Here is a 19483-nt window from a genome sequence, read left to right as displayed (position 1 = left end):
GCCGGACCGATCGCGGAGGAGACGTTGATGGAATTCGAAGCACTGAGTTCTTCGGAGCTGGCCGCGTATCTGCGAGGCGTGCCATCCGTGTATGCGTTGCTCAATGAACCGGGCGAACTCGACATCGCGGAAGTGGGCGACGGCAACCTCAATTACGTGTATTTCGTCAGCAATTCACGGACGCCGGAGAAGAGTGTCGTCGTCAAACAGGCGCCGCCGTTTTTGCGGCTCGTCGGCAAGTCGTGGCCGTTGACGCGGCATCGGATGGAGCGCGAAGTTGCCGCGCTGCGGCGCTTCGGCGAACTGTGTCCGCAACATGTACCGCGCGTGTATCACGCCGACACCGAACTCTATCTGATGGTGATGCAGCGGCTGTCGTCGCATGCAATCCTGCGACAGAAGCTGATGGACGGTCATGTCTATCCGAAGCTCACCGAGCATCTGTCGACCTATCTTGCACACACGCTGTTCTACGGCTCGGATCTCTTTCTCGCGCCCGAAGTGAAAAAGCACGCGGTGAGCGCCGCAATCAACACGGAGCTTTGCAAGATCACCGAAGAACTCGTTTTCACGTTCCCCTTCGAAGATCATCCGTCCAACGTCTACAGCAATGCGTTCCCGAAGAAACTGATCGAGCGCGTCTGGCGAACGCCTGCGCTGCGCGTGGCCGTGGCCGAGATGAAATGGTCGTTCATGAACGATGCGGAAACCTTGCTGCATGGTGATCTGCATACGGGTTCGATCATGGTGAACAAAGACGAGACCTATGTCATCGATCCCGAGTTTGCGTTCTATGGGCCGATGGGTTTCGATGTCGGCGCCGTGCTGGCGAACCTGTTGCTTGCCTATTTCTCGCGCGACTGGCACGACCGTCGTATCGAGGCAGAGCACGAGAATTATCGCGAGTGGCTGCTCGACCAGATCACGGGCATCTGGTCGGGGTTCGAGAAGAAATTCCGGCAGTTGTGGCGTGAACATGAAAGCCGCCGCAAAAGCCACTTCATCGGCGATGACCCTGGCGGCAACTGCGCGGAGGCGTTTCGTGCGCGCTTCATGCAGCGACTGCTGGCGAGTTCGCTGGGTTTCGCCGGTTGCAAGATGATCCGGCGGATCGTCGGCATGGCGAAGGTCGCGGATATCACCAGCATTTCCGACGATACCGTCCGTGCAGCCGTCGAAGTGAAGTGCATCCAGTTTGCCGAGCGCTTGCTGATCGAACGTCATGCGTTCGGATCGATTGCGGCAGTCGTCGCATTGGCGCGCGATATACAGGGCCGCGAGCAGCGGTTGCAGTGAGCGGAAAACGCACACATCAAAACGTGGTGGAGAACCTATGGTCTTGCCCAAGTTCGACAGTCTGCCTGCTACGCTCGCGTGGGAACACGACAGTCTGCGGATTATCGATCAGACACGTTTGCCGCGCGAAACCGCGATCGAAACGCTGAGCACAGCGTTCGAAGTATGGCGGGCGATTCACGAACTTCGCGTGCGTGGCGCACCGGCGATTGGCGTGGCAGCAGCCTATGGTCTGTGTGTGGCGATGCAGCCCTCGTGCGATTTGCCTGTCGAAGCGTTTCGCGCCGCATTGATCGAGCAGGCCGCGTATCTGGATAGCGCGCGGCCCACGGCCGTCAACCTCAACTGGAGTTTGAAGCGCATGCTGCGCGCGGCCGGGACTTCGGCCGCGACGGACTCTGCATCGCTGTATCGGGCGCTGGTCGAGGAAGCGACGCGCATTCATCGCGAAGATCAGTCGCTGTGCGAACAGATCGGCCTGCACGGCCTGCCGCTCATCACGCAGGGTTGCGGCGTGCTCACGCATTGCAACGCTGGTGCGCTGGCGACGACGGGCCTCGGCACCGCAACCGCGCCGATCTATATGGCGCATCGGGAAGGCATCGCGTTTCGCGTCTATGCCGATGAAACGCGCCCTTTGCTGCAAGGCGCACGATTGACGACGTATGAGTTGCAACAGGCACAGGTCGACGTGACCTTGATCACCGACGGCATGGCGGCGTCGCTGATGGCGCGGCGCATGGTGGATGTCGTGATTGTCGGCGCGGATCGCGTGGCGGCGAATGGCGACTTCGCAAACAAGATCGGCACGTTGAGTCTTGCCATCGCATCGCGTCATTTCGGCGTGCCGTTCTATGTTGCGTGCCCTTCGTCGACGCTCGATCTGCAGACGCCCGATGGCAGCAAGATCGTCATCGAGGAACGTCATGCCGACGAGGTCACGCATGTCGGCGGTCAGCAGATCGCGCCCGCAGGCGTCAAGGTGCTGAATCCCGCGTTCGATGTCACGCCGCACGAACTCGTGACGGGTTTCATCACGGAGCGGGGCATCATCGCCGAACCCTTTGAAACGAAGCTTGCCGAGATGTTTCAGCCGCAGGCGGCCGCTGCGAGTGCGGCATCGTGAGCGTGAATAGCACGTCGCTGACGGAAGACGCGCTGCGTGCCGACATCGTGCACACGATGCGGGAAATGGTGCGCCTTGGCATCAACCACGGCACGTCGGGCAACGTGAGCGCGCGCTGGCGGGATGGCTTTCTGATTACGCCTAGCGGCGTGCCGGCGGCGCAACTCGAAGCCGATACGATCGTCTGGTTGCCACTCGATATCGATGCGGCCGCACCCGTTTTCGACGAAAAGCGGCCGTCGACCGAATGGCGTTTTCATCGCGACATTCTGCGCGCGCGGCCCGAAATCGAAGCGGTCGTGCATACGCATTCGAACGCGGCCACGGCGATGTCGATTCACGGCCGCGATATTCCCGCGCATCACTACATGGTCGCCGCGGCGGGCGGCAATTCGATCCGTTGCGCGCCGTATGCAACGTTTGGTAGCCAGAGCCTCTCGGATCACGCAGTGGCCGCGCTACAGGACCGGACCGCGTGCCTGCTCGCGCATCACGGCGTGATTGCACTCGGAGTCAGTCTGGCGCGGGCGTTGTGGCTCGCGAATGAAGTGGAAGTGCTGGCACAGCAGTATCTGCTTGCGGCGACGCTTGGGGTGCCGCCCGTGCTGTCGGACGAGCAGATGGAAGAAGTGGTTCACAGGTTCAGTCACTACGGCGTGCAACGCAAACGGCCCTAGTGTGCAGTGTGTTTCGTGTCTGACCCGTCGGATCGCGCGTTCGCGTACCCCGACGCCCGGTATCCGATGTCTGACTATTCAAACAATGGAGACGCTCATGGCCTGGTATTCAGCACGTTTTAACGGATGGACGTCACTCGCCGCGCCGGCGAGTATGGGACTGTTGTGTATCGCCGCTGCATTGAGCGGCTGTTCGAAGAGCGAGTCGCCGTCGTCCAGCACGGCGGCGAGCGATGCGAGCGCAAGCGGCGCCGCGGTCGCGAGCGCGGCACCGGCGGCGTCGGCTGCGGGCGGCAAGACCAAGATCGGATTTTCGATCGCGACGCTGAACAACGCGTTCTTCGTCGGCCTGAAGCTGGGTGTCGAGAAGGGCTCGAAGGATCAGGGGTTCGAACTCGTGCAGACCAACGCGAACGGCGACGCGCAACAACAGGTTAACGACGCCAATAACCTGCTGAGTCAAGGCATCACCGCGCTGGTGCTGAACCCGATCGATTCGAAAGCGATCATCCCCGTGGTTCAGAAAGCGAATCAGATGAATATCCCTGTCTTCACGCTCGATCGCGGATCGGACGGCGGCAAGGTCACGTCGTTCGTCGCGTCGGATAACGTTGCGCTCGGCGCAACGGGCGCGAAGTGGATTGCCGATCAGCTGACCAAACGCTACGGCTCCGCGAAGGGCAATGTCGTCGATCTGATCGGCCTGGTCGGCACGACGGCTGCTACCGATCGCGAGAAGGGCTTTAGCGACGAGATCGCGAAGTATCCGGACATCAAGGTCGTGGCGCGGCAGGAAGGCGCGTTCGACCAGGAGAAGTCGCTGAACGCGATGACCAGCATCCTGCAGAAATTCCCGCAGATCGATGCAGTGTTCGGTGCCAACGACGACAACACCGTTGGCGCGGAAAAAGCGATCGACAACGCGGGCCGCTACAAGCCGCTCGGCGACAAGGAGCACATCCTCGTGATCGGCGCGGACGGCACGGCGCAGGCGCTGTCGGCGATTCGCGCCGGCAAGCAGGACGCAACGATCTCGCAGAATCCGATCGAAATGGCCGCGAAGTCGCTCAGTTTCATCGCCGACAATGCGGCGGGCAAGTCGGTGCCCGCCACGTATGCATGGCCGACCTTCCTGATCGACAAGTCGAATATCGATTCGGATGAAACGAAGAAATACGGGCTGTGGTCGCTGCAGGTCAGCCAGTAAGGTACCGACGGGCGTGCGCAATGCGCGCGCCCGTCATCGAATGCAGGATGAGCACATGAACGCAGGGACAGGTTCGCATCCGCAGGACAACGTTCAGCCACGCGCGCGTGCGGGCATCGACAGCGAAGTGCCGCCGCTGCTCCGCATGGAAGGCATCGTCAAGAGCTTTCCTGGCGTGAAGGCGTTGCGCGGTGTGAGCCTGACGCTGGAAGCGGGCCGCGTGCTGGCGATCGTCGGCGAAAACGGTGCGGGCAAATCGTCGCTGATCAAGACCTTATCGGGCGCTTACGAGCCGGACGAAGGCACGATCGAGATCAACGGCGTGCCGCTCGGACGCGGCACGCATGCTGCTATCGATGCAGGCGTCGCCGTGATCTATCAGGAGTTGTCGCTCGTCAACGACATGACGGTGGCGGAGAACCTGTTTCTCGGCCGCATGCCGGCGCGGCACGGCTTCGTCCAGCGTCGCGAAGCCGATCAGGATGCGCGCGAGGCGCTCGCGCAAGTGGGCCTCGACGGTGTGTCGCCATCCATGCGGCTCGGCGATCTGCCGCTGAACAAGCGGCAACTGATCGAAGTGGCGAAAGCCATCGCGCGCGATGCACGCATTCTGGTGATGGACGAACCGACAGCCGCCTTGCAGCACGACGACATCTCGCATCTGTATGCGGTCGTCAGACGTTTGCGCGCAGCGGGCATGGGCATCATTTTTATTTCGCATCATCTGGAAGAAGTGTTCGAGCTGGCCGATTCCGCCGTCGTGATGCGCGATGGCGCGACAGTCAGCGAACGGCCGATGTCGGCGTGGACCGAACAGGATCTGGTGCAGGCGATGGTCGCGCGCAATCTCGATTCGTTCTATCCATGGGAGCCGCGCGATTACGGCCCGGTCGTGCTCGAAGTACGCGATCTCGCGAGTCCGCCCATCGTGCGGCACGCGAGCTTCAAGGTGCGCGCAGGCGAGATTGTCGGAATTGCGGGCATTGCGGGCGCGGGGCGCACGGAGTTGCTGAAGGCGATTTTCGGCGCGCAGAAGGTGACGGAAGGCGAGATCTTCATTCGCGGCAACAGGACGGCAGTCCGTTCACCCGCCGATGGCGTGCGCCAGGGTCTCGTCTATACCGCTGAAGATCGCAAGCTCGAAGGGCTCGTACTCGACGCGAGCATCGAAGAAAACATCGTGCTGTCCAGTCTGAAAGCGATCGCGACAGGTGGGTTCGTGCGCAACGGACGCAAGCGTTCGCTCGCGCAAAAGGCGAGTGCGCGCTTCGGCGTGCGCGCGCCGAGCGTCGCGCATATCACGGGCAATCTGTCGGGTGGCAATCAGCAGAAGGTGATTCTGGGGCGCGCAACGGCCACGCAGCCCGCCGTGATCATGCTCGACGAGCCGACGCGCGGTATCGACGTCGGCGCGAAGACGGAGATCTACGCGCATATGGTCGCGATGGCGCGCGCGGGCGCGGCCGTCGTGATGGTCAGCTCGGAACTGCCGGAACTGCTTGGCATGTCCGACCGCGTGCTGGTGATGTATCGCGGCAGGATCGTGGCCGAACTGCCGCGCGACGAAGCCGATTCGGAGACGGTGATTCAATGGGCGACAACAGGAGCACGAGCATGACGTCGACGGCAGCGAAACAGTCTGATCCGGAAGCCCTTTCGAGTCGCGTGATCCGGCAGTTGCGCAGTGGCGTCGGTCCGCTGCTGGCTGCGCTCATCGTCATCTGTGTGGTGCTGTCGATCGCGTCGCCGGAGTTTCTCACTACCAGCACGTTGACCAACATTCTCGTGCAGACATCGGTAGTCGGCATCGCGGCCGTGGGCGGCACGTTCGTGATCATCACGTCGGGCATCGATCTGTCGGTCGGCTCGCTGGTCGCGTTGAGCGGGATGGTCGCGGCGACCCTGATGGCGGGCTCGACACCCGACGCCGTCGGTATCGGCATCGCGGGTCTCGCGATTGCGCTCGCGGTTGGCGCGGGTGTCGGCGCGCTGAACGGCTTCTCGGTGATATGGCTCAGGCTCGTGCCGTTCATCGTGACGCTCGCGATGATGGCGATGGGCCGCGGCCTCACGCTCGCCATTTCCGATGGCCGCACGAAGTTCGATTTTCCGAACGCGTTCACGCTGTTCGGCGCGAAGACGTTCGCCGGCCTGCCCGCGCCGATGATCGTGATGCTGATCGTGTTCGCAATCGGCCATATCCTGCTGCGCAAGACGACCTTCGGGCATCAGGTGTTCGCAGTCGGCGGCAATCAGGAAGCGGCGCGGCTTGCGGGGATTCCCGTGCGTCGCGTGATTTTTCTGACCTACACGCTCGCAGGCGTGACCTCGGCGATTGCGGGAATCGTGCTTGCGGGGCGGCTCAATTCCGCGTTGCCGTCGGCGGCTAATGGACTCGAGTTGCAGGTGATCGCGGGCGTCGTGATCGGCGGGACATCGCTCGCGGGCGGGCGCGGCTCGATTGTCGGCACGTTCATCGGCGTGGTGCTGATCGGCGTGATCAACGTCGGTCTGTCGCTGCTCGGCGTCAATCCATTCTGGACCCAGTTCATTCAGGGCGGCGTCATTTTCGCCGCCGTCATGCTCGATGCGCTCAGTCAGCGGCGCAAGAACTGATCATCACAAGGAGAATCGCGTGAAGAAGATCATCAACCAGCCGGATGATTTCGTCGATGAAGTGATTGATGCATTGTTCCTGGCGCATCCTGGCTGGATCAAGGCCGCGACGGCAGACCGCCGCGCGCTCGTGCGTGCCGATGCGCCGAAAGCGGGCCATGTCGGCATCGTGACGGGCGGCGGTTCGGGGCATTTGCCGGGCTTTCTCGGCTATGTAGGCGAAGGGCTGTGCAGCGGCGTGGCCGTGGGCAATGTGTTTTCGTCGCCCTCGGCGGAACAGATTTTCGAGGCCACCAAAGCGGTGAACGGTGGCGCGGGCGTGCTGTATGTGTACGGCAATTACGGCGGCGACGTCTTCAACTTCGATCTCGCTGCCGATCTCGCAGAGCCCGAAGGCATCGACATCAAGACGGTGCTGCTGACCGACGATGTCGCATCGGCGCCCGCCGAACGCGCGAGCGACCGGCGCGGTGTGGCGGGTATGGCGTTCGTCTTTAAATGCACGGGCGCAGCGGCGGAACGCGGCGATTCACTCGATGAAGTCGCGCGCATCTGCGCGAAGGCGAACAGACAGTGCCGCACGATGGGCGTTGGTCTCTCGCCGACCATTCTGCCCGCCGCGGGCAAACCCACCTTCACGCTGCCCGATGGCGAGATGGAGATCGGTATCGGCATTCACGGCGAACCGGGCACGCATCGCGGCAAGCTGGAATCCGCGGATGCGATTGCAGACCGGCTGATGGGCGAGATTCTCGGCGACCTGAAAGCGCCGAAGGGTTCGCGTCTCGCGGTGCTCATCAATGGACTGGGCGCGACGCCGCTGGAAGAACTGTATCTGCTGTTCAGGCGCGCCGCGAATGTGATCGGCGACCACGGCCTGTCGATTGCGCGCTCGTATGTCGGCGAATATGTGACGAGCCTCGAAATGGCTGGCGCGTCCATCACGGTGATGCTGCTCGACGACGAACTCGAAACGCTGCTTGCCGCGCCCGCGCGTTCGCCGCTGTATCGCGACTGGCTGCTGGTTTGACGGAGCGAACATCATGAGCATGTCCTGCAACGACATACGCGCGCTGCTCGTCCGCGCGCTGGAGGCGCTGCCGGCGCACACGGAAGAATTGCGCGAACTCGATGCGGCGCTCGGCGACGGCGATCTCGGCATCACGGTGCAGAAGGGTTCGGCGGCAGTCGTGAAAGCGCTGACCGCATTGCCGGACGACGCGCCGATGAGTGACCTCTTGCGAGCTTCCGGGCAGGCCTTTTCAACGGCCAATCCGTCGACATTCGCTGCGTTGATCGGCGGCGGGCTGCTGGCAGCGGCGAAGACGATGCTGGATAAACATGAAGTCGGCAAGGACGACGTACTTACGATTGGACGCGCGGTAGGGGCACGCATCATTGAACGGGGCAAGAGCAAGGTCGGCGACAAGACGGTGCTCGACGCGCTGGTGCCGAGTCTCGATGTGCTCGAGTCATCGAACGGCAGTGCACACGAGATACTGACCGAAATGATTGCGACCGCGCGGCAGCAGATCGACACCACGGCCGCGCTGCAATCGCAGAAGGGACGGGCGGCGTGGGTCCAGGAGCGCAGTATCGGTCACGCCGATCCTGGCGCGACCGCGTATTTGCGGTTTCTCGAAGCGCTTCAGGCTGCCGTGGGTTGAAGAGGGGCAGTCAGGTCAAAGCGCGGCGGACGACGGCGATCACACCGCGCTTTGATCCAGACGTTTTGCAGGTCCGGCCTAAACCGTCGGCACCGTTCCGCCATCGATCACATACTCGGTTCCGCTGATCGCCGACGCGAGCGGCGACACCAGAAACGCGATCAGATCCGCGACTTCATGCGGCTTCGCGGGCCGCCCAAGCGGAATGCCGCCGAGCGCCTTTATGATGATCGCCTTGCCGCCTTCGTAGTCGGTGCCCGCGTCACTCGCGAGCCGTTCCGCCAGCGCAACAGCGGCTTCCGTTTCGACCCAGCCGGGCGACACGCGTACGACGCGAATGCCTTTGGGCGTCACTTCTTTCGACAGCGATTTGCTGTACGCCGCCAACGCGGCCTTCGCGGCAGCATAGGCGGTTGTCGATTCGGGCAAAGGAAGCTGGCGTTGAATCGACGTGACATGAATGACGACGCCTTTGCCTTGCGCGAGCATGCCCGGCAATAGCGCGCGATCCAGCCGCACGGCGGGGAAGAGATTGAGGTCGAGTTCCTTTTGCCATTCGTTGTCGTTCAATGCGGCGAAGCCGCCTGCTGGCGCCGATGAACCGCCAAGCACGTGCACGATCGCATCCAGACCGCCAAGCCTTTGCTGAACCGCACGCGCGACGTGCGCGCAACCTTCTTCGGTAGTGAGGTCCGCCGGAATGAAGTGCCGTTCGTCGATATCCGAAGGGTGCGTGCGCGCTGTCGTCACTACGTTCGCGCCCAGTTCAACAAAGCGCTCGACCACCGCTTTGCCAATGCCCTTCGTTCCCGCTGTAACGAGCGTTCGCATCCCTGCGAGATTCAATGCGTTGAGTGCCATATCCGATTTGAAGTCTTGAATTGCGATACATTGATTGTCGCGATCAACAACGCGTTCTTCAAGAACGCACGAAAAAGTAAGTGACTTACTTATGAGGAAGGTCTATACGCCCGCAACGGCTGCCGCCGATGTCGAAGCCGTGTTCCGTCTGCTCGAAGGACGCTGGAAACTCGTGATCCTTTTCCATCTGTTCGACGGCAAGGTGCAGCGCTATTCGGACTTCGAGAAACTGATTCCGGGCATTTCGCAAAAGATGCTCGCGCAACAATTGCGGCAACTGGAAGCGGACGGTATCGTCGAACGAAAGCAGTATCCGCAGGTGCCGCCCAAGGTCGAGTACCGGATGACGGAGTGGGGACAGGCGCTGTGTCCCGCACTCGATGCGCTGCTCAAGTGGTCCGAGCAAAAGGACGCCAATCCGTTCGACGAAACGTGAAGACGGCCCCGCGTTTCATTTGACGCTGCCAGTCCCCGTGCCTTCGAGACCGTTGTCGAACCCGCCAGCGCCTTCCGGTTTTTGACCTGACGCTGCCTTCGCTTTGCCGCGTTGGCCAGGCTTTGCGTCCACTGCTTGTGGCGTGTGCGATTCGTGCATGTGCGCGGGCGGTGGATCGGCCTTCGTGCCCATCGGCGCGGTGCGGTTTTCCTGCGGCGTGGCGCCAGCCGGTGCGGTGATCTGCGCATCGGCGAATACGGATAGCGACATCGCCGCGCAAAATACGCCTGTCGATAAAAGCAGGCGGCGCGAGAGGGAAGAAATCAGGGTCGAGTGCATGGCCGGATATCCTTACGAAATGATGACGAAGGAGCAGCCAGCGTGCCTGAGTCCTTTCTTTAAGCGCGTGCCGTAACAACTGCGGCGCTAGCGGACTTGTCCACCGGCACGGCGCGCCGCACGGGCAGAAAGCGCCACACGAGCAGCACTAGCGCGAGCAATGCGGGCACCCAGCGGATATCGGTAGCGACGGGAACGGGATGCGCGTAACGCGCATCCATCAGCGACGCGCGCAGCGAAGTCGGCGCGATGAGCCTTCGGTAGCCGAAGCCAAGATGCCCGGCCACGGCTTCCAGATACGGTTCGCGAAGCTGCGAAAGCTCTTCGTGACTCTCGGCGACGGCGGGCGCGCCCGGTTCAGGCCGCACCTGCCGCACTTCGTCCGCCTGCCAGTAGCCGGTGCGCACGCCGTCAGCATTGGTCTTGGGAATCGGCGCGGGCTGGTCGCCGCCGACGCCGATCAGCCAGCCATGCACGAGCCCTTGCGGTATGTCGCGCACCGTCGTTTCGTTCGGCGCAACGGGCGGCGCTTCCTGGCCGTCGGTGATGAACACGACATCGGTGCCGTGGCCCAGATCGACGGCGGCGCGGATCGCCGAATAGATGCCGCCCTGTGCGATCACGCTGCTATTCACCCAGCGCATGTTCCCGCTGATCTGATCGAGCGACGACAGCAACGCGTCGTAGTTGCTGCACACCTCGACGGGCGCGACCAGCAGCAGCGAGCGTTGATTCGTGAACACACTCCAGCCGATTTCCGATCCACACGGCAGATGCGCCAACGTGTCGCTCATCGCCGCCTTTGCGAAGTCGATCCGGCTCGCAGGCTTGCCGTTCATCGCCACGTCTTCGACGTCCATGCTCTGCGTGATATCGAATGTCACGACATAGCGGTACACGGGGCGCTTGAACTCGATGGGCGGCATCAGCACGGCTGCCGCGAGCAGCAGCGACGCGAGCGGAATCTGCCACCAGCGTCCGCGCAGATAGCGCGTCCAGGGCCGTGCATCGCGCGTCACGGCAGTTCCTCCGGCGCCGCGCCGCGCACGTTGATGTTGTGCTGCTCCTTGACGTCGTTGACATCGTCGGCGGTGTCTTGTGCTTCGGGCGCGAGGCGCAGCGCGCGTTCGAGGTTATAGCGCGCATCCCAGTTGCCCGGTTCGAGACGCAGCAGATCGCGGTAGCGCGCTTTCGCGGTCTCGAGCATCGGCGGCGAACGTACCGGGCCTTGTGCGCTGTCGCCCGCGGCTTCGCGCAGATACATGTTGGCAAGATCGTAGAGCGCGAGACGGCCTGTTTCGCTCGACGGTGCAACGCGTGAAAGTTCGTAGTAGAGCTTGCCGGCCTCCGCGTGCTGGCCTGCACGCGCGAGCGCGACGGCTTGTGCGAGCCGCACGGCGGGGTTGTTGCTGTCAACTGCGGACTGGCTCCATTGCTCGCGTTTTAGCGTACTGATCGCGGTCATATCGCGATCAGCTTGCGCGATGTGCTGAAGACGCACCGCGTAATAGCCCGCAACAGCGACGCAACACAAGGTCGCCGCGCCGAACAGCAGATGAATGGGCAAGCGCTTCATCGCAGGCTCCGCCTTTGCATGAACCACACGCCGACCAGCAGCGCGCAGCAGACCAGCGCCGCCGCGTAAAACCACGTGCTGCGATCCTGTCTCGGCAGCCGCTCGACGAACGACACGGGCGCATTCTCGTTGCGCGCGATGTCGCTCATGGCGCGCGCGACCTGCTGCGGACTGTCCGCCTGATAGAGGCGATAGGGCGTCGGCAGCGACAGGAAGAAGCGGTGCAGCTCGGCTTCGGGCGACTGGTCGGTGTCGGCGGGGCGCACATGCAGGTCGGGGCTATAGATGCCGCTGCGCAGATAGATGAAGTACAACGCGACACCGTTGCGCGCGAGGCCCGCGCGCACATGCTGGCGCGCCACGTCGTCGAGTCGCGCGCCGCCATCCGATACCAGCACGATCGCGCGGCTGCTCTGGCGCGCATGGCCGTCGAACAGTTCGACGGCAGATTGCAGTCCGTGATCGAGCAGCGTATCGGGCGTGCCGCGTCCGACGCCCGTGGCGGCGATCGCGGCGTCGATCACCGTGCGATTGCGTGTGAACGGAACGGCCAGCATCGGATGCGTGCCGAACAGCATGAACGCAAGGCGGTCGTTCGCGCGTTGCGCGACGAACGCGGTGATCGCATCGCGCGCCATCTGGTTCTTCGTCTCGCCTGCCGTGGGCGCGTCGGCGACGTTCAACGAGCCGCTGCTGATCGGTTGATTCATGCTGCCGCTGCCGTCCATCAGGATCAGGATCTCCGCGCCCGTCCCCGTGATGCGCTTGTGTTCGCCCGAACAACCCGGCCCCGCCAGTCCGACGATCACGGCCGCGAGCGCGATCATCGCAGCGGCGCGCCAGATGATCGCAACGACACGGCCCGCGCGATCGCGCGGCAGCCACGCGACCCACGAATACGGAAGCGTATCGATGCTTCGGCGCAGCAGCGGCAACGCGGCGAGCGGCAACAGAACCAGCGCCCACGGATAGAGGAAATCAGGCGGCGTGCTCATCGGTGATGGCGCTTTTCTGCGCGATACAGGGCGCGAAAGAGTTCACGCAACCTGAACGGCGTCGCCACCGGCAACCCGCTGAAAAAGCGGTCGGACGAACGCTGGAAGAACTGTTCGAGTTGCGGTTGAAACTCGCGCAGATGCGGGGCTTGCCGCGTCAGTTCCGGCACGGCGCCCGCCAGCACGACATGGCCCGCTGCTTCATCGAGCGCGCGATGCAGGCCGCGCCATGCATCGGGATCCGCTTCGAGCGCGGCATCGTCATGCTTGCCGAAACGCGCCCATGCCTTCGCGAACGGCAGTTGCCGCGCATCGCGTTGATTGCGCCATAGCCACCAGCCAAGCCACGCGATCATCACCGCGACGGCGAGCGCACTCCACATGATCAACGCGCGCCGCAGCGGCGCGGTCGGTTCAGGCGCGACGAGCCGGTCGGGCTGCAGTCCGGCGAGGCGTCCCGCGTCGGCGAGACCCAGCGGTGCGAGCGGACCGATTGACAAGGGACTGGCCGCGACATCGAGCGTCTTGCCCGAAGCGAGCCGCAATTGCAGCGGCGGCGTCGATGTGACAGTCGGCGCGCGCGGCGAATTCATCACCTGATAGTCGAGTACGAGCCAGCGACGGCCGTCGGCGTCCGTCGTGATCGAAGGCGTGCGGCGTTCTAGCCAAGCGTTCACGCGCCCTGTCGACGGCATCGCCGAGAGTTCGCCAGCGCTATCGTTCGAACCGAGCAGCACCTGTTGCGTTACGACGTCGCCAAGCACATGACCGAATGCGCGCGGTTGCTGCACGGTCGCAGGTTCCGCATCGACGCTCGCGCTTGCGATCATCAGCGCACACGCAAGGCTCGTCGCACAGATATCGATGCGCGTCATGCCGTTATCTCGAGAAAATAGCGGCTTAGCGCTTCCGGTTCGAACGCGCCCTGATTGAAGAACGGACGGATGCCGTGCCGCGCGAACAGCGCATTGATCTGCGCGCGGCGTTCGGTCACTGCAATGCGCCAGCGTGTGCGAACGGAATCGCGCATCCACATCGAACGCATCTCGCCCGACTCCATATCGACGAGCGACATCCAGCCATCGTGCGACGGCGGTTCGACTTCCGCGCGATCCCACAGCACGACGGGCACGACCCACGCGTGCGTCAGCGTGTCGAGCAGTCCTGGCAGCGCAGTGAGCGGCCAATGGAAATCGGAGACGAGAAACACCAGACACGAGCGTCCGGCAAGACGCGTGGCGGCGTCACGCAAGCCGCTTTCACGTGACTGCGTGCGGGTTTGGCGTGACGCGCAGTCGCGCAGCAGTTCCGCCATCAGCGGGCCCATGCCGCGCGCGTGGCGCGCGGGCACGAACAGGTCTTCGCGCGCTTCATCGTCGAATGCGAGCATGCCGACCGGGTCGCCGATGCGAAACGCGCTATAGCCAAGCGCTTCGACGAAAGACGCCGCGACATCGAGCTTCGTCGCAGCAGCGCCGAAGCGCATCGATGCCGATACATCGACGACGGCATGCACAGGCACGGCCACACGCTGCCGGTGCACGCGCACGAGCCATTCGCGCTGTACCGTGCGAATGCTTGCGCGCACATCGATCCGGCGCGGATCGGGATGATCGAACAAGCGCGTATGCGCAGCGAACTCCTGCCCGATGCCGACGCTCGAGCCGCGATGTCCGCCTGGCCGCGCGCCCGACACGCGCACGGGCAGCCGGTACTGAAACTCCGCGAGCGTGTTCACGGCGCAGCGATCCGCGAGACGATCTGCGCCATCAGCGCATCGGCGAGTTCCTGGCGGCGCAGTTCGTAGATCGGCGTGAAGTACACACGATGGCCGAGCGTCGGCAGCAGCACCTGGTGGATGTCCTCCGGTGTCAGATACGTGCGCCCGTCGAGCCACGCGACCACGCGCGCCGCGCGCAACAGCGCGCTCATGCCGCGCGGGCTCGCGCCGGCAAGAATGAGGCGCTGCATGTCGACGTCGTCGAGCGTGATGTCGAACTGCAATGGGTTTTCCGTCGCGCGCCAGATGTCGAGCGCGTAACGTTCGATCGCTTCGCTTGCGTGGATCGTGCGTTGAATGCTCGCGCCGATCGTATTCAGACGTTGCCACGGCAGCACGTCGGTGCTCACGCGCGCGAGCAGTGCTTCCGTGTCGTGAAAGTCGGGGTCGAACACGAGCGAGCGGCGGGCGGGCGCGTCGTCGGGCGTCGACATATTCAGTTCGAACATGAATCGGTCGCGCGCCGCCGACGCGAGTTCGAACGTTTCTTCCTTCTCGACCTTGTTGCGATCGGCGAATACGGTCATATGAGGAAAGCGGTATTCGCGGTCGAAGGCGAAAACGGAGCGCTCGGCCATCGCGCGCAGCAGCAGCGATTGCACCTGCGGGCGCGCGCGGTTGATTTCGTTGAAGAAGAACGTGGCGAGGCGCTCGCCGTGTTTGATCAGCGGGCCGGGCTCGATGCGCGGCCGGCCTTCGGCATCGACATACGTGTGATAGACGAGATCGCCCGGCATCAGATCGATCGTGCCTTCGACGCGCTCGAAGTCGCCGCCGATCGCCCGCGCGAACGCGCGCAGTATCGTCGTCTTGCCTACGCCGACGCCGCCTTCGAGCAGCACGTGCCCGCGCGCGAACAGCGCGACGTTGATCAGCCGGATGGTGCCGGGTTGCCCGATGACGGCGTTTTCCACCTGATGCTCGATATCGAGCGCGAGCGTGCGCCAGTCTTCGAGTAGCTCTTCGCGGTCCATCGGATTCGCCTCTGCGGTCGGCCAGCGTCGGAAGGGCGACACGTACGCCTGCGGATTCGACGGATTGCGGCGGCGAAGCGTTGTGGAGGCGGCGTGCGTATCGGCGACAGCGTGGCGCGCATGGTTCGTGCCAGACTGGTGCATCGGCGTGAACGCATGGCGACGGATGGGCAGGCGGATGCGCGGGGAGCGCAGTGTGTCACGCCGGCTGCTACAGAGTGCGCCAGGAATGGGGTGCTGTGGGTGGGTGGCAAAACGGCGGATGCCCGTCGCGTGGTCGCGAACGGGCATCCTGACCTGACAGCTTCAAACGTCAGACGCGGATCAGCCGCCTTCGGCCGAAATGCGAGCCGAGTCGCTGATGCGTGTCGACGAGCCGTACGGCACGTCCAGCGAAGGCTCCGTATGCTGTTGCACGTAGGCGCGGCGCATCGGCTTCAGCACGAACAAGGCCAGCAGCGCGGCAATCGCAGCCATACCCGAGGCCAGCAGGAACACTGCGTGCCAGCTGCCCGTTGCTGCCGTGACGATGCTCGTGAACGGCACCAGCAGTGCCGCGGTGCCTTTCGCGGTGTACAGCAAACCGGCATTGGTGGCCGCGAACTTCGGCCCGAACGTGTCGCCGCAGGTGGCGGGGAAGAGGCTATAGATTTCGCCCCATGCGAAGAACACGATGCCCGTCAGCACGACGAAGGCAACCGGGCTCTGCCCGAACTTCGACAACGCGAGAATGCCGACGGCCTCGATGGCGAACGCAATGAACATCGTATTTTCCCGGCCGATACGATCCGAGATCCAGCCGAAGAACGGACGCGTCAGACCGTTGAGCACGCGGTCGATCGTCAGCGCGAAGGTCAGCGCGGGCAAGGTCAGGCCGAGCAGCGAGACGGGCGAATCATGCAGGCCGAAGTCCTTTGCGATCGGACCGAGCTGCGCGGTCGCCATCAGGCCGCCTGCCGCCATCATCACGAACATCAGGTACATGACCCAGAACACGGGCGCGGACACCACCTCGCGCGGCGTCGCGTTATGGACGAGGCGCTTCGCAGCACTGGAAACTGCGCTCTTCGCCGACGCCAGCAGACTCGCGGACGGCGCCAGCAGGAACAGGCCCAGCAGGAACACGACGATGCCCTGGCCGAGACCGAACCACAGGAAGGTCGCTTCGTAGCCGCTGTGCTTGATCATGTTGGCAATCGGCACGACGGTCGCGGCAGAGCCCGCGCCGAACCCGGCTGCCGTGATCCCCGCGGCAAGCCCGCGGCGGGTCGGAAACCACTTGAGCGCATTGCCGACGCACGTGCCGTACACCGCACCCGCACCGATCCCGCCGATAGCGGCCGCGATGTACAGCAGCGGCAGCGACGACGCCATCGAGTTGATCACCCAGGCCACCGCACACAGCAGCCCGCCGCCGACCACCACGGGCTTAGGCCCGTACTTGTCGACGAGATAGCCCTCGATCGGCACGAGCCAGGTCTCTGTCACGACGAAGATTGTGAACGCAACCTGAATGGCCGCGCGGCCCCAGTGATACTTCTCGTCGATCGGGTTGACGAACAGCGTCCAGCCGTACTGCATGTTGGCGATCATCGCCATGCAGACCACACCGAACACGAGCTGCACCCACGGTGATGCATACCACGACGACGGCCCTTCCTGATGCTCTGTCTTCATCGCTGTCTCCTTTGTCGACGAGGGTGGGCGCCTGGGCGCCTGCTCCCGTCGCGTGCACGATAGTTGCGAACTTCGCCTGTTGAATATTTGCGGGAGCCTGAGTAGCTCTTCCGATCACCGACGCTCAAAAATGCGGCGCTGATAGATTCCATACGATATGTGATATATCAAGTAAGTCAAGTGAAAGCGTGAGGGGGTTTTCACCGATGCTTAATGACTGATGAAAGGAATTTGTATGTGACTTGCGATTAAGCGTACACACCAAAAAAAAGCCCACCGGCTAGCACGGGTGGGCTGAGGACATGTGCGAGACAGGCGTGTTCGCGACATGCCCTGTCGTTATATATGAAAGTAAAAAGTAAGGAAAGTTTTTTGTTTGTAATTATGTGGGCGTGGTCGGGATGCGTTGTCCGGGGTGAAAAGACGCCGGGTTAGTCTCAGATCAAGGGCGAAATGAAATCGCGCGACAACTGGCAGGCATCTGGACCGATACGCTTGTCACGGTGATGAAAAATCGAAGTTGATAAGGCATCCAGAACGATCGGTTTCGCAGTTTTGCCCTTGTTTTTGAGGTGTAAACGGTAAGGGGCAGCGTGAAGCGACTTCGCAGTCACGCGATGCGCACCCTTAGCCGGATGTACTGCGTGACCTGTCCGATACGCCGAATCTGCCGTCTGGACACCCATCCATCAGTAATAACCCTTCGTTGACGCTCGCCGATGCAAAACGCTAAAGTGTTCGCAATTTGAAAGATTGTGCGATATGCGAACAAAGGCGCGCGACACACCAGCTTCACGCCGCGCCCCGGATTCGTCACGAGCATGAATACAGTGCCTCGCCTCTGAGGCAATATAGGCGACAGGCTCAAGCAGAAGCAGGAGACAGGCGATGAACCGTACTTCCGTCGTGAACGTCCAGACGTTCATCAACGAGCAGCCGTTTGGCGGCTTTCAATGGCTCGTGTTTTTTATGTGTTTCGTGATCGTCCTGCTGGACGGTTTCGACACGGCGGCGATTGGGTTTATCGCGCCGTCGCTGCTGACGGAGTGGGGACTCTCGAGGCCCGATCTCGCGCCCGTGCTGAGCGCGGCGCTGTTCGGTCTCGCGTGCGGCGCACTCGGTTCGGGTCCGCTATCCGATCGGCTCGGACGCCGCTCGCTGTTGTTGACCTCGGTGTTCCTGTTCGGCATTGCGTGCCTCGCGTCGGCATTCTCGTCGAGCATCGGGCAATTGACGGTGCTGCGCTTCATCACGGGCGTCGGACTTGGCGCGGCAATGCCGAACGCGGTGACGATGATGGGCGAGTTCTGCCCGGACCGCCGCCGCGCGACGGTGATCAACCTGATGTTCTGCGGCTTTCCGCTGGGCGCGGCATTCGGCGGCTTTCTCGCCGCGTGGATGATTCCGCATTTCGGCTGGCGCAGCGTGCTGATGCTCGGCGGTGTGACGCCGCTGGTGCTGGGCGTCGTGCTGCTTCTGAAGATGCCTGAGTCGGTGCGCTTCATGGTGGCGAGCAGTCAGCCCGTCGAACGGATTCGCGCGACGCTTGCGCGCATCTCGCAGCAGGCGATGAACGCCGGCTCGTTCGTGATGACGGAGACCGCGCCGCAAACGGGCAGCAAAGGTCTGGGCGTGGTGCTGTCGCGTTCGTACATCGTCGGCTCGGTGATGCTGTGGGTCACGTACTTCATGGGCCTCGTGATCTTCTACGCGTCGATCAACTGGATGCCGATCCTGCTGAAGGACGCAGGTCTCACGCCGAAAAGCGCGACGATGATCTCGGCGCTGTTCCCGCTCGGCGGTGTCGGCGCGGTGCTGGCCGGCGTGCTGATGGACCGCTTCAACGCGAACCGCGTGATCGCCGTGTGCTATGCGCTGACGGCCGTCAGCGTGTACTGCATCGGGCAGGCGGCCGGCAATGTCGGCGCGCTGGTACTGATCGTCTTCATTGCCGGCGTGCTGATGAATACCGCGCAATCGTCGATGCCCGCGCTCGCCGCGGCGTTCTATCCGACGGAAGGGCGCGGCACGGGCGTCGCATGGATGCTCGGTGTCGGGCGCTTCGGCGGCATTGCCGGCTCGTTCCTCGTCGCGGAACTGACGCGCCGTCACTTCACGTTTTCAGGTGTATTTGCAACGATCGCGATTGCCGGTCTGGTCGCTTGCGTCGCGCTGCTCATCAAGCAGATGGCGCGGCCGCAGGTCAGCGAAGTGGCGGGTGCGAAGCTGGAGTCGCTCGGTCACTGAACTGCGCAG

General features: G+C 63.1%; 19 protein-coding genes. 10 read left to right on the top strand and 9 right to left on the bottom strand.

Annotated features, from left to right (window positions below):
* Positions 1-27 precede the first annotated feature (27 nt).
* From mtnK to G3O01_RS33410, 8 genes are all read left to right on the top strand, one after another.
* Entirely contained in the window at positions 28-1296 is a 1269-nt protein-coding gene (gene mtnK, locus G3O01_RS33445) for an S-methyl-5-thioribose kinase (protein WP_205811265.1), read from the top strand.
* Positions 1297-1333: 37 nt separating this feature from the next.
* Positions 1334-2422: an S-methyl-5-thioribose-1-phosphate isomerase gene (gene mtnA, locus G3O01_RS33440; RefSeq protein WP_205811264.1), complete on the top strand. Its 1089-nt coding sequence runs from the start codon at positions 1334-1336 to the stop codon at positions 2420-2422.
* Positions 2419-3099, top strand: coding sequence for a class II aldolase/adducin family protein (locus G3O01_RS33435; protein ID WP_346779236.1), 681 nt, complete (start codon positions 2419-2421; stop codon positions 3097-3099). Before mtnA ends, G3O01_RS33435 begins: the two co-directional genes overlap by 4 nt.
* A gap of 97 nt (positions 3100-3196) precedes the next feature.
* On the top strand, positions 3197-4306 hold the full coding sequence (locus tag G3O01_RS33430) for a sugar ABC transporter substrate-binding protein (protein ID WP_205811263.1): 1110 nt from the start codon (positions 3197-3199) through the stop codon (positions 4304-4306).
* 55 nt (positions 4307-4361) lie between these two features.
* Positions 4362-5924 (top strand): sugar ABC transporter ATP-binding protein, encoded by a 1563-nt coding sequence (locus tag G3O01_RS33425; protein WP_205811262.1) that lies wholly within the window; start codon positions 4362-4364, stop codon positions 5922-5924.
* Entirely contained in the window at positions 5921-6922 is a 1002-nt protein-coding gene (locus G3O01_RS33420) for an ABC transporter permease (protein ID WP_205811261.1), read from the top strand. Before G3O01_RS33425 ends, G3O01_RS33420 begins: the two co-directional genes overlap by 4 nt.
* Positions 6923-6941: 19 nt before the next feature.
* Entirely contained in the window at positions 6942-7952 is a 1011-nt protein-coding gene (locus tag G3O01_RS33415) for a dihydroxyacetone kinase subunit DhaK (RefSeq protein WP_205811260.1), read from the top strand.
* Positions 7953-7965: 13 nt separating this feature from the next.
* Positions 7966-8589 (top strand): DAK2 domain-containing protein, encoded by a 624-nt coding sequence (locus tag G3O01_RS33410; protein WP_205811259.1) that lies wholly within the window; start codon positions 7966-7968, stop codon positions 8587-8589.
* A gap of 78 nt (positions 8590-8667) precedes the next feature.
* On the opposite strand, the gene G3O01_RS33405 is transcribed toward G3O01_RS33410, so the two are convergent.
* Entirely contained in the window at positions 8668-9450 is a 783-nt protein-coding gene (locus G3O01_RS33405) for an SDR family oxidoreductase (RefSeq protein WP_205811258.1), read from the bottom strand.
* Positions 9451-9541: 91 nt separating this feature from the next.
* Between G3O01_RS33405 and G3O01_RS33400 the strand changes: the two genes are divergently transcribed.
* Positions 9542-9886, top strand: a complete 345-nt coding sequence (locus tag G3O01_RS33400; RefSeq protein WP_205811257.1) for a winged helix-turn-helix transcriptional regulator — start codon at positions 9542-9544, stop codon at positions 9884-9886.
* A gap of 15 nt (positions 9887-9901) precedes the next feature.
* On the opposite strand, the gene G3O01_RS33395 is transcribed toward G3O01_RS33400, so the two are convergent.
* The 8 genes from G3O01_RS33395 to oxlT form a co-directional block, all read right to left on the bottom strand.
* A complete protein-coding gene (locus G3O01_RS33395) occupies positions 9902-10225 on the bottom strand; it encodes a hypothetical protein (protein ID WP_205811256.1) in 324 nt (107 codons plus the stop codon).
* 59 nt (positions 10226-10284) lie between these two features.
* Complete coding sequence (locus G3O01_RS33390; RefSeq protein ID WP_205811255.1) at positions 10285-11244, bottom strand: VWA domain-containing protein; 960 nt, start codon at positions 11242-11244, stop codon at positions 10285-10287.
* Positions 11241-11801, bottom strand: a complete 561-nt coding sequence (locus G3O01_RS33385) for an MxaK protein (protein WP_205811254.1) — start codon at positions 11799-11801, stop codon at positions 11241-11243. The genes G3O01_RS33390 and G3O01_RS33385 overlap by 4 nt, the downstream gene beginning before the upstream one ends.
* Complete coding sequence (locus G3O01_RS33380) at positions 11798-12796, bottom strand: vWA domain-containing protein (RefSeq protein WP_205811253.1); 999 nt, start codon at positions 12794-12796, stop codon at positions 11798-11800. Before G3O01_RS33380 ends, G3O01_RS33385 begins: the two co-directional genes overlap by 4 nt.
* Positions 12793-13671, bottom strand: coding sequence for a hypothetical protein (locus G3O01_RS33375; protein WP_205811252.1), 879 nt, complete (start codon positions 13669-13671; stop codon positions 12793-12795). Before G3O01_RS33375 ends, G3O01_RS33380 begins: the two co-directional genes overlap by 4 nt.
* A complete protein-coding gene (locus G3O01_RS33370; RefSeq protein ID WP_205811251.1) occupies positions 13668-14534 on the bottom strand; it encodes a DUF58 domain-containing protein in 867 nt (288 codons plus the stop codon). The genes G3O01_RS33375 and G3O01_RS33370 overlap by 4 nt, the downstream gene beginning before the upstream one ends.
* Positions 14531-15550, bottom strand: coding sequence for a MoxR family ATPase (locus G3O01_RS33365; RefSeq protein WP_205811315.1), 1020 nt, complete (start codon positions 15548-15550; stop codon positions 14531-14533). Before G3O01_RS33365 ends, G3O01_RS33370 begins: the two co-directional genes overlap by 4 nt.
* Positions 15551-15874: 324 nt before the next feature.
* Positions 15875-17227, bottom strand: a complete 1353-nt coding sequence (gene oxlT, locus G3O01_RS33360; RefSeq protein WP_205811250.1) for an oxalate/formate MFS antiporter — start codon at positions 17225-17227, stop codon at positions 15875-15877.
* 888 nt (positions 17228-18115) lie between these two features.
* On the opposite strand from oxlT, the gene G3O01_RS33355 reads away from it, so the two are divergent.
* Positions 18116-19474 carry an MFS transporter gene (locus G3O01_RS33355; protein WP_205811249.1) on the top strand — a complete coding sequence of 453 codons (1359 nt, stop codon included), beginning with the start codon at positions 18116-18118 and terminating at the stop codon, positions 19472-19474.
* The last annotated feature ends 9 nt before the right edge of the window (positions 19475-19483 follow it).

The sequence above is a fragment of the Burkholderia sp. Ac-20365 genome, from assembly GCF_017104715.1.
Taxonomy (GTDB): domain Bacteria; phylum Pseudomonadota; class Gammaproteobacteria; order Burkholderiales; family Burkholderiaceae; genus Paraburkholderia.
Note: the sequence above shows the minus strand (reverse complement) of the source record. Positions and strands in the feature narration are given on the sequence as shown.